The organism is Paenibacillus sp. 1A_MP2 (assembly GCF_052244825.1).
GTDB lineage: Bacteria > Bacillota > Bacilli > Paenibacillales > Paenibacillaceae > Paenibacillus > Paenibacillus vandeheii.
This window is the reverse complement of record NZ_JBQQCS010000005.1, coordinates 190,702-206,349: the sequence shown is the minus strand read 5'-3', so window position 1 is coordinate 206,349 and position 15,648 is coordinate 190,702. Positions and strand designations below refer to the sequence as shown.

At 39.2% G+C, this 15,648-nt stretch carries 15 protein-coding genes and 1 riboswitch; of the genes, 14 read left to right on the top strand and 1 reads right to left on the bottom strand.

What is annotated here, in order from left to right; all coding sequences use genetic code 11:
- The first annotated feature begins 42 nt into the window (after nt 1-42).
- The 14 genes from ACTWJ7_RS35715 (at nt 43) to asnB (ending at nt 13,615) form a co-directional block, all read left to right on the top strand.
- Nucleotides 43-1,080: a flavin-containing monooxygenase gene (locus ACTWJ7_RS35715; protein ID WP_443146622.1), complete on the top strand. Its 1,038-nt coding sequence runs from the start codon at nt 43-45 to the stop codon at nt 1,078-1,080.
- 293 nt (nt 1,081-1,373) lie between these two features.
- The gene (locus tag ACTWJ7_RS35710) at nt 1,374-1,703 is read left to right on the top strand and encodes an ArsR/SmtB family transcription factor (protein WP_175395193.1); all 330 of its coding nucleotides are present in this window, start codon (nt 1,374-1,376) and stop codon (nt 1,701-1,703) included.
- Nucleotides 1,700-2,956 (top strand): arsenic transporter, encoded by a 1,257-nt coding sequence (locus tag ACTWJ7_RS35705; protein ID WP_443146621.1) that lies wholly within the window; start codon nt 1,700-1,702, stop codon nt 2,954-2,956. The genes ACTWJ7_RS35710 and ACTWJ7_RS35705 overlap by 4 nt, the downstream gene beginning before the upstream one ends.
- Nucleotides 2,896-3,150, top strand: a complete 255-nt coding sequence (locus ACTWJ7_RS35700) for an ArsB/NhaD family transporter (protein WP_443146773.1) — start codon at nt 2,896-2,898, stop codon at nt 3,148-3,150. The genes ACTWJ7_RS35705 and ACTWJ7_RS35700 overlap by 61 nt, the downstream gene beginning before the upstream one ends.
- Nucleotides 3,151-3,152: 2 nt before the next feature.
- On the top strand, nt 3,153-3,578 hold the full coding sequence (gene arsC / locus ACTWJ7_RS35695; protein ID WP_175395191.1) for an arsenate reductase (thioredoxin): 426 nt from the start codon (nt 3,153-3,155) through the stop codon (nt 3,576-3,578).
- Nucleotide 3,579: 1 nt separating this feature from the next.
- On the top strand, nt 3,580-4,023 hold the full coding sequence (locus ACTWJ7_RS35690) for a protein-tyrosine phosphatase family protein (RefSeq protein WP_175395190.1): 444 nt from the start codon (nt 3,580-3,582) through the stop codon (nt 4,021-4,023).
- A gap of 416 nt (nt 4,024-4,439) precedes the next feature.
- Entirely contained in the window at nt 4,440-4,997 is a 558-nt protein-coding gene (locus tag ACTWJ7_RS35685; RefSeq protein WP_175395189.1) for a YdhK family protein, read from the top strand.
- A gap of 360 nt (nt 4,998-5,357) precedes the next feature.
- Complete coding sequence (locus ACTWJ7_RS35680) at nt 5,358-6,350, top strand: stage II sporulation protein P (RefSeq protein WP_175395188.1); 993 nt, start codon at nt 5,358-5,360, stop codon at nt 6,348-6,350.
- Between the two features lie 245 nt (nt 6,351-6,595).
- Entirely contained in the window at nt 6,596-7,510 is a 915-nt protein-coding gene (locus ACTWJ7_RS35675) for a WD40/YVTN/BNR-like repeat-containing protein (protein ID WP_443146620.1), read from the top strand.
- Between the two features lie 227 nt (nt 7,511-7,737).
- Entirely contained in the window at nt 7,738-8,358 is a 621-nt protein-coding gene (locus ACTWJ7_RS35670) for a nitrite reductase (RefSeq protein WP_443146619.1), read from the top strand.
- Nucleotides 8,359-8,544: 186 nt separating this feature from the next.
- Nucleotides 8,545-9,936: a sensor histidine kinase gene (locus tag ACTWJ7_RS35665; RefSeq protein WP_443146618.1), complete on the top strand. Its 1,392-nt coding sequence runs from the start codon at nt 8,545-8,547 to the stop codon at nt 9,934-9,936.
- Between the two features lie 89 nt (nt 9,937-10,025).
- Nucleotides 10,026-10,733 (top strand): response regulator transcription factor, encoded by a 708-nt coding sequence (locus ACTWJ7_RS35660; protein WP_443146617.1) that lies wholly within the window; start codon nt 10,026-10,028, stop codon nt 10,731-10,733.
- 163 nt (nt 10,734-10,896) lie between these two features.
- Nucleotides 10,897-11,030: riboswitch (cyclic di-AMP (ydaO/yuaA leader) on the top strand.
- Nucleotides 11,031-11,035: 5 nt separating this feature from the next.
- Complete coding sequence (locus ACTWJ7_RS35655; protein WP_301882202.1) at nt 11,036-11,509, top strand: C40 family peptidase; 474 nt, start codon at nt 11,036-11,038, stop codon at nt 11,507-11,509.
- A gap of 210 nt (nt 11,510-11,719) precedes the next feature.
- Nucleotides 11,720-13,615, top strand: a complete 1,896-nt coding sequence (gene asnB, locus ACTWJ7_RS35650; protein WP_175395183.1) for an asparagine synthase (glutamine-hydrolyzing) — start codon at nt 11,720-11,722, stop codon at nt 13,613-13,615.
- 294 nt (nt 13,616-13,909) lie between these two features.
- Here the strand turns inward: asnB and ACTWJ7_RS35645 are convergent, their stop codons facing one another.
- Nucleotides 13,910-15,499 carry a multicopper oxidase family protein gene (locus tag ACTWJ7_RS35645; RefSeq protein WP_443146616.1) on the bottom strand — a complete coding sequence of 530 codons (1,590 nt, stop codon included), beginning with the start codon at nt 15,497-15,499 and terminating at the stop codon, nt 13,910-13,912.
- Between the last annotated feature and the right edge of the window lie 149 nt (nt 15,500-15,648).

Genomic DNA, 15,648 nt, shown 5'->3' with positions numbered 1-15,648 from the left:
CCTTAACGTGATGCAGTAGCTTTTTTATAGAAGGAGGGCAAAATGGAAAACATTATTTATGATTGCATTGTCATTGGCGGTGGTCAATCAGGTTTGGCAGCAGCATATTACTTACAGCAAGCTAGACGGAGCTTTATTCTACTCGAAAAAAGTGAAGAACAATTAGGATCATGGGCAAATTATTATGATAGCTTAACGTTGTTCTCACCCGCAGCGTACTCCTCATTGCCAGGACTTATATTTCCAGGCGGTGCAAATTATTATCCGCGCAGAGATGAGGTTGTTCAATACTTAAATTCCTATGCGGCTACATTTAAGTTTCCAATATACTCAGGGCAAGAAGTAATCAAGGTGGATAAGGAAGGCAATATCTATACGGTCCATACCTTGAGCGGAGAAAAGTTTCTTACACGGTCCATCATTTGCGCAAGTGGGGCATTTGTAAATCCTCGTATTCCAGACATTCCAGGGATGGATCAATTTAAGGGGGAAATGCTTCATGCCAAAGACTATCGAAATGAGGCAGAGTTTAAAAACAAACGCATCGTTGTTGTGGGCGGAGGGAATTCAGCTGTCCAAATAGCCGTTGAACTTGCCCGGGCGGCCCATGTAACAATTGCATCCAGAAGTCCGATCAAATTTAAGCCGCAGGTCATTGCGGGGAAAGATATTCATTTTTGGCTAACCATACTTAGACTCGATCAATCGACTTGGGGTAAACGCCTACTGCAGAAAAACAGTGAAGGTGTCCTTGATAATGGTTTTTATAAAGATGCAATTGATAAAAATAGGCCAGACACTAAAAATATGTTTAAAGCTTTTACGGAAAAAGGTGTAGTGTGGTCAGATGATGCTCGTGAAGATGTGGATGCCGTTATTTTTGCTACAGGTTATATTCCAAATTTTGAATATCTTAACGGATTGAATGTTCTTGATTCCCTGGGTAACCCCTTAAAACAAATCGATGAAAATATTCATTTTGTAGGTATACCCTGGCAGACATCATTTGCTTCGGCGACGATTCGAGGTGCAGGGGAAGATGCGAAGAAAGCGGTCCTAGCGCTTGCGAAAAAATTGTGAGGTATTGGATTTAGAAATGGTATAAGCTGTGAACTAAAATGAAGGGGAGTCATTGAGTATCAGACGAAGGATATTAAAGATGGAAGACGGTCACTCTTTCATTAAGTCAAAATGTGTATTTTTAGTTCGAGAGCAAAGATAGCGACGTTAAAGTCGGTAATTTTATTACCGGCTTTTTCGTGAATTGAATTTTATATAATTTTTTATATATTCGCAATTGATTATATAATTGGTTTATTATATGATTATATCATTAAATGAAGCCAACGAAGATAATCACAGGGGAGGTACATATGGAACAAAAAATTCAGGAAATGGCTGAGGCATATAAGTTATTAGCTGATAAAACGCGGTTGACCATTATTGCGCTACTTCAGGAACAGGAACTTTGCGTATGTGATATCACAGACATTATTGGGATGTCTCAACCAAACGCCAGTCAGCACCTTCGAAAACTGAAGGCAGCTGGTTTTCTTAATGAAAAGAAAAAAGGGCAGTGGGTTTACTACTCCCTTAATCCTGAAGCGAAAGCATATGTTCAATGTGTGTATCCGTACCTGCCTTCCATGAAAGACAACATAGCAGGATTGAAAAACTGCTGTGGTCCTGAGGAGGAAGCATGACACTCATTGCAATTTCAATCTTTTTGCTTACACTCACTTTTGTGATTTGGCAACCTAAGGGACTTAATATTGGGTGGTCAGCATCTGCTGGAGCTGTTCTCGCTCTCCTATTTGGGGTCGTAAGTCTATCCGATGTGGGTACGGTTACAGGAATTGTATGGAATGCCACGCTTGCTTTTGTAGCCATTATTCTGATTTCACTTATTTTAGATGAGATCGGTTTTTTTGAATGGGCTGCTCTACACATGGCAAGGCTCGCAAGAGGCAATGGTAAGCTGATGTTCGTTTATGTTGTGCTACTTGGTGCAGGGGTAGCAGCGTTCTTTGCGAATGACGGTGCCGCACTGATATTAACGCCTATTGTGCTTGCCATGGTTCGAGCGCTCAAGTTTGATCAAAAGATGATTTTGCCTTTTATTATTGCAAGTGGTTTTATTGCAGATACAACTTCGCTCCCACTTATAGTCAGCAACCTCGTCAATATCGTTTCTGCTGATTACTTTGGTATTGGTTTTGTGGAGTATGCAAGTCGGATGATTATCCCTAATTTCTTCTCAATATTAGCGAGTCTTCTGGTCTTGTTCTTGTTTTTTAGAAAAAGTATTCCAGGGAACTACGAAGTCAGTCAGCTCAAAACGCCAGTTGATGCAATCAAAGACAAGAAGCTGTTCAAATTCTCTTGGGTGATTTTAGCCGTGCTTCTTGTCGCGTACCTGATGAGCGAGTTCATTCAAGTTCCGGTGTCTGTCATCGCTGGGATTATTGCAATCTTGTTTATTTTGGCTGCACGCCGCAGTCAGGCAATACAAACGTGGAAGCTCATTAAAGGGGCTCCATGGGCAGTCGTGATTTTCTCAATTGGTATGTACGTCGTAGTTTATGGACTACGAAACGTGGGATTAACGGATGAACTTGGGAAAGTCATTCAAGCCATTGCCGACAAGGGGCTCTACATCTCCACAATCGGCATGGGATTCCTAGCTGCGATATTGTCTTCGGTCATGAACAATATGCCCACAGTGATGATCGATGCGCTAGCTATTGATGCGACCAATACGCAAGGTGTGATTCGAGAATCACTGATTTATGCCAATATTATCGGCAGTGACTTGGGTCCAAAAATCACACCGATCGGCTCGCTTGCAACACTATTATGGTTACACGTACTGTCCCGTAAGGATGTAAAAATCACATGGGGAGTTATTTTAAAATTGGGATTGTGCTCACTATCCCAACGCTCTTTATCACATTGACAGGACTATATTTGTGGCTTCATTTGATCCATGCAACAAGCGTAAATGTTTGGTTAATCATTGCGGTTATCACTGTAGTATTGATTGTTATCGCTATGTTGGTAAAAGCTTTGATTAACACAAAAATGGGCAAAGCGAAATTTCAAGATGAACTAGTAAAAGTTAGCCAAACCGAAGATAAAGGAGATCAATAAACATGAACAACAAACCACTTGTTTACTTTTTGTGTACAGGAAACTCTTGCAGAAGCCAAATCGCCGATGGATTTTTGAAAGCACTTGGAAGTGATAAATACGAGGTGAGAAGTGCTGGTCTAGAAGCTCACGGCTTAAATCCCCGTGCTGTTCAAACCATGAAAGAAGCTGGAATTGATATTTCAAATCATACATCGGATGTAATTGATCCTGAGATTTTAAAACAAGCAGATTACATCATCACGCTTTGCGGTCATGCCAATGATAATTGTCCCGTTGTACGTAATGACAAGGCTGAAAGATGGCATTGGGGCTTCGATGATCCAGCAAAGGCGACAGGTACGGAGGAAGAAATCACAGCTACATTCGCTGATGTCCGTGATTCAATCAAAGCTCGTATAGAGCAATTCTTGAAAGAGGGTAAGTAAAATGAATCATGCCGAGAAAAAGTACCATGCACTCATTGCTGACAAAATCTTTATGGGCGGAGCGGCAGACGTTGAGGCAATGGTTCTTAACGAAGGCATTGAAGTCGTGGTGGATCTGCGGGAAGAAGCAACAGAGTGCGCGTATCCTGCGGATCATGTGAAGTGGGTGAAAGTTCCGCTTGATGACAATACAAAAGAAAATGAAGCCGAGCTTTTTAAACATGCAATTGATGAGGTTGTTGGAGCTCATAACGCCGGCAAGAAAGTTGCCTTTCACTGTGGAGGAGGCAAGGGCAGAACGGGGACCGTTGCAGCTGGTATACTATTAGAACTAGGTTTGGCAAGTACACTTGATGATGCTGAAACAAAGGCAAAAGAAATCAGAAATATCATCAATATTAAGCCTGTGCAAAAGGAATTATTACAAAAAATATATTCCAAATAGATTTGATAAAGTCGAATTAGGAAACAATATCGTCCGGATTTTGCTTTCGGGGAACGATAGCTCACTAAAACAAGGAGGCCGTCGGCCAAGAGGGTGAGCTGCTTTTGTTCTACTACCGGGAAACGTTAGTTCAATACAACAAAGAAAGCAGCTGATCAATGTGATCGGCTGTTTTTGTTCAACTAACGGGCCAGGATAGTTGAATTAAACAAGGGGATAATATCACCAAAAAACTAGAAATGCAATTTGTTCCTAGCATTTGCTCAGCGTACATTCTTGAAAAGAAGTTGTTAAAATGCTCAAATCAATCGGAGTATCTTCACAATATCTTCAAAGTTTTTGGGTAAAATGTTAAAGTGACTCGATTACACCGACCCATAAGTACAAAAAAATAAAAGTAAAGGTGCGTGAAAGCAGTGAAAAAATCACTTGTTTTACTTAGCTTGGCAGTTATATTGGTGTTGAGTGCCTGTGGGAACAAGGAAAACAGCAACAATTCCAACACGGCTACAGAAAGCGAGCACTCGAATATGGGTGAGATGGATCATTCAGGATCGGGTGAGGTTCCGGAGGGTATAAAGGATGCGGAGAATCCTACTTATAAAGTTGGAGACGAAGTCGTCATTCAAGCTGATCACATGGAGGGTATGAACGGAGCAAAGGCAACAGTAGTAGGCGCATATGATACGGTAGCCTACACAGTAACTTTTACTCCGACTACTGGAGGAGACCCAATACCGGATCATAAGTGGGTTATTCAAGAAGAAATCAAAGATGCAGGCAGTGAGCCCTTAAAAGAAGGGGACAAGGTTACCCTTGAAGCTGATCATATGGAAGGCATGATGGGTGCTGAGGCCACTATTGACTCAGCTGAGAGAACAACGGTTTATATGGTCGATTATACACCAGCAACCGGTGGAAACCCGGTTAAAAATCACCAATGGTTAGTAGAGAGTGAACTTTCTACAAAATAGCTCTTTATGATGAATGACGTCAGTAATGACGTCATTCTTTCTTATGCTGCAATATGTAGCGAAGTTAAACTACATACTTTATAGACTGTCGTGTTCAAAATCTCAAAAAATTAAAGAATATCTTTCAGAAGATCTAGCCTCTTAGTCGCTAACCATTGTTGGTATACACATGAAAAGAAAAAGTAAAAAAATTGAGGTCGAGAACAGGCAATTAATTCAATAAGATCGATATATAAATCCAAAGGAAGGCTTTCAAAGGCCTTCCTATTTTATTGCGGGTAAGGGAAGGGCATTTGTTCTATTCTATGAAAAAGCGAATAGAAATGGTAGAGACAAAACGAAAAGGAAGTGAGGAACGAAATGGCACGTAGAAGAAGAAGGAGTAAGTTAGTCGTTTTTACATTTCTAGCATCCTTCATAATTTCCTTGAAGGTTATCCCTATGTACATTGACTTCATTCCTGAAGAGGAAAGCCTACCTCCACGCAACCAGGTAAAGATGAACAACATTACTTCAGATCAAACAGTCGGAATAAAATCTAAAGAAGTAACCAAACTGAGTAAGGATAATCAGGCTTCTAAAGATAAGATAACCAAATCAACGACTAAAACAAAAAATGAAAATACAAACCATGAGCATGTGACTAAGAAGCCAAATAATATAACCGTCACGAAAAACAAAGACCAGCAAAAAAGTGGTTCTAGATCCACACAACCACAAATTCTTATTTATCATACTCATAACCGTGAATCTTGGTTGCCGGAGCTGCAAGGCAAAACCTCTGCAGATGAAGCATTTGACTCTAATATTAATGTCACCTTACTAGGAGAGGACCTCACTAAAAAACTAACAGCAAAGGGGATGAATGTGATTCAATCTACTGCTGATTATCCAAGTGTAGTTAAGAACTTCGATTACGCTAAATCGTATAGTTATTCGAAGGATACATTGAGCCAAGAATTGTCTAATCATAAATCCATTGACTATGTCTTTGATATCCATCGTGATTCACAACCCAAAGATCAGACGACCATAGAGTTTGATGAACTTAACTATGCACAATTATATTTTGTCGTAGGAAAAGAAAATCCCAATTGGCAAGAAACGATGGAGTTTGCCACCAAATTACAGAATAAATTAAACAAGAAAATACCCGGAATATCAAAGGGGATATACTCAAAAGATCATTCTAGCGGTAACGGACAATACAACCAATCGCTTGCTGAATCTAGTGCCCTGATCGAAATCGGTGGTGTAGAAAATGTACTTGAAGAAAATTATAGAACGATTTCGATCTTGGCCGATGTAATCCATCAAATCTGGCATGAAGACCATGGCTCAACCCTCTCATAACAGTAAGTATGCACTCACCCTAATTAGCTCTGCTGATTGGGTTTTTTTATTGATTTTCCCCCACTAAAAGCTGATCATGGGCTGATACATGGAAATCGTGTTGACCATTGGCTATTGATGCGCTTGTATATTTAAGCTATTACATCTTGTAGATATAGGGTGTCCTCCTTTATATTTTCGTCAAAACACGCAGAATCTTCACAATTTTTCTCTATACTGACCTAAAATTATTTTAGACAAGGAGAATGACCCATGCCAAAAAAGAAAAAAGGGCTATCCCTGGGTGTTGGATTTTATCTCGCATTATCATTAGTAGTGATTGTCGGTTTTATTTTCTGGGGGAGAGTAGAGAAGACAGGACTGCAAATTTGGATCTATTAACACCTCAGTCCACCACCCATCCGCATATCTTTAGTTTTGCAGATGATGATACAACCATATGGATGGGAACTCATAATGGTATATATGAATTTATAGATCAAAAATGGCAGCGAACTCGTAAAGAACTTATGACAAGTGATGTAATGGCAATTGAAACGAATCCGAATAATCCCATGAACATCTTTGTCGCGGGCCATGGTTTTGTGAAACGTTCTAATGATGGTGGGGAGACCTGGGAAACTGCAGAGAATGGACTTCCAAATAAAGCAAAACCCAATGAGCCGGATGTGCACTACTTAGCGATGGACCCGAGGAATTCAAGTCGATTAATTGCGTTGTTGGCTAGTGCTGACAACAATGTGTATCAAACGAAGAATGGTGGGAAACAGTGGAACAAAATCGGAAGTATCCCCCAAGGGGCGTATTCGATTTCTATACTTCCTTCGGCTAAAGAGACCATTTTGGCTGCAACGGAATCAGGGCTGGTTCGCTATAATGTCAAGGGCAGAGATTTGGAACAAATCCAGATTACAAACGAGCCGGCATACGGAGTACTGTCTTTGTTCGATGGAGGAACGATTATCATGACAGAGAGTGGATTTTTAAAATCTACTGATTTGGAAATATGGTCTGACCTCGACGTAGACTTAAATGGTGAGATGCCTTTGGGGATCAAAAGTTCAAAACAAGATCCCAATCGGCTCATCATTGTGACAGATCAGTATTCGGTTTATGAAAGCAATGATGGTGGAGAGAACTGGTCTTTAAGGGAATCGTGAAAGAATAAACCTAGGTAGCTCCTTTATTATGAAAAAGAATTTAAATCTAAGTGTATATATAAAGAAAAAGCTTGAAAATTATACTATAGGGGGGTATTCTAAAGTCATCAAATGCAACGGTGGACTTAAGTAAGAGTTGCTTTGATTCAGTCATATGAAATACATGAAGAGGGCAATAAACTAAACGCATTCTTTATAACATTAATTCGGTTAAAGGAGAAAAAGAAGTGAACAATGAAAGATTGATGATTGCAGTTTCCCCACCGGTTCAAGTAGGAGGAAGCTTGTTTACTGCAGTACAACTTTCAGCTATCAGTAAACTTATGGGTCCAGAGCAAAAGACCGAGATGACTCCGTTTAAACAATTTTATATTGAAATATCGGCTGAATCGGAAGGCGTCGTAACTGACAATCTTCGAAGCATTGGACTTGAGGTAAACCCTGCAGGTTATGCAACTAAGGCCCTGATCGCTTGTAATTTCTGCAGAGGGGCTGAAGATTCCGGACTAGACATTGCTCAAAAGTTAAATCAAGCTATAGCTGGGATATTGACACCGACACCTCTGAAGATCGGATATGCTGGCTGTGCACTCGGGAGTAGTGAACCCCTCATGAGAGATATCGGAATCGTTAAAATGAAAGACAAATTCGATATGTATATAGGTGGAGATCCAAAGGGAATCAAAGCTTCTTTGGCTGAACTTTTTCTAGCTGGTTTAACGGAAGCGGAAGTGACACAAAAGGTAATGAAAATAATCGATTATTACAAAATTCATGCAAAAGGTAAAGAAAAATTCAGCAAGTTTTTGAAGAGAATCACTGCTGAAGAATTAAAGAGAATGCTTTAATTCTATAGTAATTGGCAAAAATAAAATTAAAGCACTGCAAGTGGGGAACCGTCTAATAACAAATGAAGTGCATACTACGTAGCGTGAAAAACAATTCGTCCTTTCTGAGTCAAAATAAATTTTATGAGTCGCCATAATGGCGACTGTTTTGTTTTCCTAATATGATTTCAAAAGGTGATATATTCGGTGTGGAATAAAATTCATTTAAAACTTAGCTTTACCATTTTCAGCTTGTTTATTGGGATTTTAATATTGCTAAGTATTGTACTTAACCTCATATTCACGAATTTTTTGTCATCAAAGGTACACGATGAAGCTAATGAGTTAGCAGCACATTTGTCTACTATGCTTGAGGAGCAAGGCAACAGTGCGGAACAAATGGCTGATTTTACAGGCGTCCAGATGTACATCTTGAGTTCACAAGGAAGATTCATTGAATCAAAGACTTCAGACGCCTCCATTTATCCTAACTATATCTGGGATAATCGCAAATTGTTAGAAGGGAAGAAGGTGGAAAGAGAATTCACTTTTAATAACGAACTTTACCTGCTTCATGGTATCCCCGTAACCACTAATCCAACGGTCAAAGGGATTTACGTGATTAGTTCTCTAGAAAATATGAAAGATTCGATCCAAACGATTAGAAATTTACTGTTTATCACTGGATTTGGAGCACTGTTATTGGCGTTGGGTTGCATATTTTTTCTATCCAAAAGATTATCGAATCCATTATTAAAAATTGAAAGTGCAACTCGCCAAATTGCCAAAGGAGAACTGAATCTTGAAATTCCTGTGGAAACTAAAGATGAGATTGGTTCATTGTCACAAGCCATAAACGACCTCGCTAAAGAATTAAAACAATATCGAGATAATCGTTCGGAGTTCTTTGCCAACGTCTCTCATGAATTGAAAACACCCATTACTTATATGGAAGGGTATGCAGACATATTGGCTAAAGATCTTGTGGAAAATGATGAAGAAAAGAAAAAATATCTACAAATCATTTCTGAGGAAGCACGACGTTTAAATGTAATCATAAATGATCTCTTTGAATTGTCTAAGATGGAAGAAGGTAAAATTGACTTGAAACTGATGTCTGTAGAACCCACTTCGATTATTCAAAGGTCTATAGATAAGGTTCAATTAAAAGCCCAAGAAAAAGATCTTACGATTCGAAGTAAGTTGAGTCCCGTACCCCATATTTTTGTAGACTCTAACCGACTGGAACAGATTATTTTGAATCTATTGGATAATGCCATTCGTTACACAGCCGAGGGGTATATTCAAGTTTCTTTAACTTCTGAATTAGAAGGGGTTGTAATAAGCATTTGCGATACGGGGCACGGAATTTCAACAGAAGAACTTCCCAATATATTTGAACGTTTTTACCGGGTTGAGAAATCCAGATCCCGGGCATATGGAGGAACAGGACTGGGGCTGTCCATTGTTCAAAGTCTTGTTTTACAACAAGGAGGAACAATTCATGTGGAAAGTAAAATTGGAGAGGGGACGCGATTTAAAGTGATGTTCCCGTCCATCACCTCTTCTTCATTAAAATCACACAGCTTCAAAATATAATATGTGAAACAAATGAGCTAATGATCGTTCAAATTTACGGTCAGAAACCGCATATTACTAAAGATTAATGAAATGGATGGGATGACCATATGAATAAATTGAAAGCATTAGTTATTGATGACGAATGGAACATGAGAAATCTGTTGCGAATTTATTTAACTAAAGAGGGTTTTGATATTACGGAAGCTCATAATGGAACCGAAGGACTGTCCTATCTTCAGAAAAATTCGTATCATGTCATTTTATTAGACGTTATGATGCCGGATATGGATGGATGGCATCTTTGTGAAAAAATCAGATCGTTTACTGAAACACCTATATTGATGCTTACAGCTCGAGGGGATGTGAAGGATAAGGTACATGGGTTAGGTGTCGGTGCTGATGATTATATGGTGAAACCTGTAAATTCTGATGAACTCATTGCTCGCTTGTTTGCGCTTGTTCGACGCTCTTCACAGTCTTTAAGCCTTAAAGAAATCGGTAAAAAAATCATGTATACTGACATGATTATTTATCCAGATCGAAGACAGGTTATTGTACTCGACACAAATCTGGATTTGACCCAAAAAGAACTTGATATATTGCTTATATTGGCCGAGAATCCACAAAGAGTTTTCTCTAGAGATGAAATCATTGAACGTCTCTGGGGAAGTGACTTTTTTGGAGATAACCGAGTCGTAGACACCCATGTGAAAAATATCCGGGAGAAGTTGCAGTTGGCTGGATTGGAACAGAACCCCATTCAAACGGTTTGGGGCATAGGGTATAAGTGGTTGTATAGTGTAGAGGAGCCTTGAACTTATAACTAGAATTCGGCAATACAAAAAGAACATGTGCTAAGAAGCGATCGCTCCCTAACTTCAGCAGGAGACGGTCGTTTCTTTTAGAATAAGATATACGAGAATTCCACATTAAATCCACACAATTTAACAATATAATACTCTATAGGTTACAAATATTTAACTATTTTTGCCGAATTTCGTATTGAAAACGGGGGAACCATTTGTTGGGTGAATTATTCTTGTAAGAAAAGAATATAGGGAGCCTTTAACCGAATCCTTAAGCTAACTCCGTAGGCATCTAAGGGAGGAACAAAAGTTTGAAGAAAGTCATTTTATCGGTTCTTGGAGCAGCAGTTTTATTTACCTCCACAGCAACAGGTGCATTTGCTAGTCAGGCAAAGCTAACAGAAGAAATAAAAGAAGTGGTTGGAACGCCATACCTTTATGGTGGGACAACAACATCTGGTTTTGATTGTTCCGGTTTTATCCTGTATGTTTTTAATAAGTTTAAACTAGATTTGCCGCGCACCTCTAGTATGCAAGCAGCAAAGGGATCGTTTGTAGAGAAAGAAGAATTACGCCCAGGGGATCTCGTTTTCTTCAATACGAATGGTCGCAGCATTTCACATGCGGGAATTTATGTAGGTAACAATCAATTTGCACATTCATCAAGCAGTAAGGGTGTTCGAATTAGTAGCTTATCTGAAAGTTATTATAAAACCAAATATGTAACAGCTCGTAGAGTGGTTAGCGAGCAGAACTATCTTAAAATGGTTAACGATAGTCATTAAAATGGACAAGCCCGTGGGTAATTCACGGGTTTGTCCATTTTGTTTAGCAACTTGCCTCGAACAGATAGAACCATTCTCCAGTGAACTAAACTAATAAATAAGTAAATAACTTATCTAAACTGTGATTTATGATATGGACGGTAATCTTTCACAGATTCCACATACATAAAAGCTAAACTAATCTTATATTGATTAGAGGAGAATAGCCCTATGTGTGGATTTGTAAGTTTATATAACAAATATCGTATGCCAGTAGATGCAAACATTCTGCAACATATGACCGACTCCATAGCTCATCGTGGCCCAGATGATGAAGGGATATATATCCATGATCATATCGGTCTGGGTTTTAGGAGACTAAGTATACTGGATATTGAGCACGGGGCACAGCCCATGACCAATGAGAACAAAGATATTTGGTTGGTATTCAATGGAGAGATTTATAATTATAAAGAGTTGAGGGATTGGTTGAGTCAGAAGGGGTATACATTTTATACAGATTCCGATACCGAAGTATTACTGAGGCTTTATGAGGACGTTGGAATTAAATGTGTCAACTATTTACGAGGCATGTTTGGGTTCACCATATGGGATCAAAGGAGTGATCTTTTATTTGCGGCACGGGATCATTTCGGAATCAAGCCTGTTTATTACAGTGAGACCGCCTCCGGATACATGATTGGCTCTGAAATTAAAACGTTGCTGGCTTCAGGTAGGATTGATAGGGAAGTGGATGAAAATGCTCTTTATCAGTATCTCACATTTCAATATGTACCTGAACCTCTAACGATGTTCAAAGAGATCCATAAACTGAAAGCAGGCCATTATTTGATTGTACAGAATAATGGAATGACCATCAGACCGTATTACGAAGTGAAGTTTGAGCCCCATGAAAGTAGGTCGTATTCCGATTTAGTAGAGGAAACACGATCAGTAATAACGGAATCTGTTCGTATTCATAAGAACTCAGATGTCCCTAGGGGAGCATTCTTATCGGGTGGTATTGATTCAAGCAGTTTAGTTGGTTTACTTCATCGCTTGGAGCCCACCCAAACATTCAGCGTTGGATTTGATATGCCGGGCTATAGTGAATTGGATGATGCTAGGAAGACAGCAGCCTATTTAGGGACTGAGCATCATGAAATTCGGATTAATGCCCGCGACTATATAGATATACTACCTTCTCTAATATGGCATATGGATGAGCCAGTAGCAGACCCATCAGCCGTGGGTCTCTACTTTGTATCGAAGTTGGCTAGTCAGCATGTTAAGATGGCATTTTCAGGTGAAGGTGCAGATGAATTTTTTGGTGGCTACAACATTTATCGGGAACCCTATGCTCTCCGCATGTTTCAGGGTCTTCCAGGTCCATGGAGAAGTCTTGCAGGACATCTTGGACGATTAATGCCTACCGGCATGAAAGGCAAAGGATTCTTGGAAAGAGGGAGTCTTATTCTGCAAGAACGTTACTTTGGAAATGCGAAGATTTTTATGGATCATGAAAAAAGTAAGGTATTAGCACCATGGTTATCGGAGCAGGGAGTATGTAAACCAACCCAGCAGGTGACTAAGCCACTTTATGAACAAGCGAAGTTATATGATGAAGTCACACAGATGCAGTATATTGATATTCATACGTGGCTACGTGGGAATATCCTAATGAAAGCAGACAAAATGTCGATGGCAAATTCCTTGGAACTTCGCGTTCCCTTTGTAGATACCAAAGTATTTGAATTAGCTGCTACCATCCCTACAAAGTATAAAGTTACACCCACAGCAACTAAATTATTACTCCGTGATGCTATGAAAGATGTGGTTCCACCTGATGTACAGCAACGAAAAAAATTAGGTTTTCCTGTCCCAACGAGAGTATGGTTAAAAAGTGAATGGTATTCATGGGCTAGGAATCTGATTATGACAGCAGACGTAGATCAATGGATCAATAAAACGTATGTATTGCAGCTACTTGAGATCCATAAGGAAGGGAAATTGGATGCAAGCCGTAAATTGTGGACCATTCTTGTATTTATCTTATGGCATCAAATATATATTGAAGATCGTGCGTATTCCTTTTCAGGTCCATCTTCCAATAGAATGATATTGTAATAAAAAAGTCAGTAACGTCGCCAATATAGTTCTGAAATATCGTCCCCTCGGATTAGAGTTCATTTTAATGAGTTCTCTATACCTGGGGGATTTTGGTATGCTAGCTAATAGAAGAGAATGATATGCATTTAAGCGCAACAGTATCGCTTTTTTACAATTATGGTGTTTCTAAAAAAATGCGGCAACCAATCCTCGGTTACATTCCGGGAAAGATCGCCGCATTATAATTTCTTCTGTTTATCTTTTAACGTATTATTAGCAGATCTTAATAAAGAGTAAATCAATGCTACTTATTTATTCCGCTACGTTCTCCACACTCGGATCAGGTGTATAGTTACTTTCATAATCTGTATACATGACTTCCGTTACCATTCCCGCGGAAGCATGATGCAAGTCATGGCAATGGAACATCCAATTTCCAGGGTTATCGGCTTCAAAAGCAACAACATAAGTTTCCCCTGGTTTAACATTTAGTGTATCTTTTATGATCGTTGACCCCTGATAGGATTGACCATTTTTACTTAGCACTTGGAAAAACTGTCCATGGAGATGCATAGGATGGTCATCCGTTTTGGACTGATTCACAAAAGTAACTTTGACCTTGTCACCTTTCTGGACTTTTATGACATCTGTATCCGGAAATACCTTTTCGTTTATGGTGTACACCATTTCTCCATCTTTCATTTCTGTATTTAAATTCATTGTCACGTTTTGATCAAATATCTGATTCAACGAAAATAATGAATCTGACATGTTACCATACTTTTCGAAGTCAAACACAGGAAGCGTAGCTGAAGCATTGGAATTGTCATTTTGAACTTTTGAACCTTCGTATTGGATAACGGCTTTCATATTTTGTTTCGGCGACTCAATTCCATGTTCTTCAAGTAGCCAGGAGCCTGGATTATCCGCTGTAAATTCAATATCATAACGTTCTCCAGGAGCTATAGAAAGTAATTGATCTTTTATCATCTCGGGTTCATTTATGGGCTGTCCATCCAACGCTATTACTTTAAAATTGTGGCCATGTAAGTGCATTTGATGACTGATGTATCCTGCATTAATTAAGCGAATTCTAACTTTATCGCCCTCTTTAACCATGAGTTTATCAATGGCAGTACCTGATTTCCCGTTTATCGTGTATAGGTCATACATGCTCATATCATGTCCGCCCATACCCGTAGTGTTCTCGTCCATGTTCATATCCGATCCGGACATATTCATTTCATTATGATTCATCTCTTTCATACCCATATTGTCGGAATCACTCGTATTCATGTCGCTGGAACTCATCCATTCATCTAACATGAGAGTATAGTCCCGGTCATAGTCATTTTTCAGTTCCTCAACAACAAGGGAACCGTACAAGCCTTTATCCACTTGGTTTACACTGTCTTGATGAGAATGATACCAATAGGTACCTGGTACATTAGCTTTGAACGTATACGTAAATGTTTTACCTGGTTCAACGGCATCTTGTGTAACGCCAGGAATGCCATCCATGTTATTCGGAACGGGGTAGCCGTGCCAATGAATGGAGACAGGCTGATTCAACTCATTTTTTAGATTGATTTTTACGTTGTCTCCAACCTTTACACGGATTTGAGGTCCGGGGACAGAATTGTTGAAAGTCCAAACAGGTAATATCTTACCTTTGGAAACTTCAAGATTGCTCTCTTGTGCGGTGATCGTAAATTCTTTGCCATTTACCACTGGAGTACTAGATGTGAATTTCACAGGACTGGAACCAGCCGAAGTAGGATTATTCGTGTTTGAATGATCCATTCCTTCCATTGCATTATTTTTAATCGCATTAGTACATCCCGTAGCGAGAATAGCTAAAGAACCAATTACGATGAACCTCTTTAAAAGCATCAATTTCATATTCTTTCCTCCACCGTTTTGTATTTGATTGGTAATAACGATAATAGTATAGAAAATATATGTAGAAATAATGTAGATGAATTTCATTTTGTATAGTATAGGGGGGCTATAGTATAATATAAGATAAAATAATGAGGAGTGATCGGAAA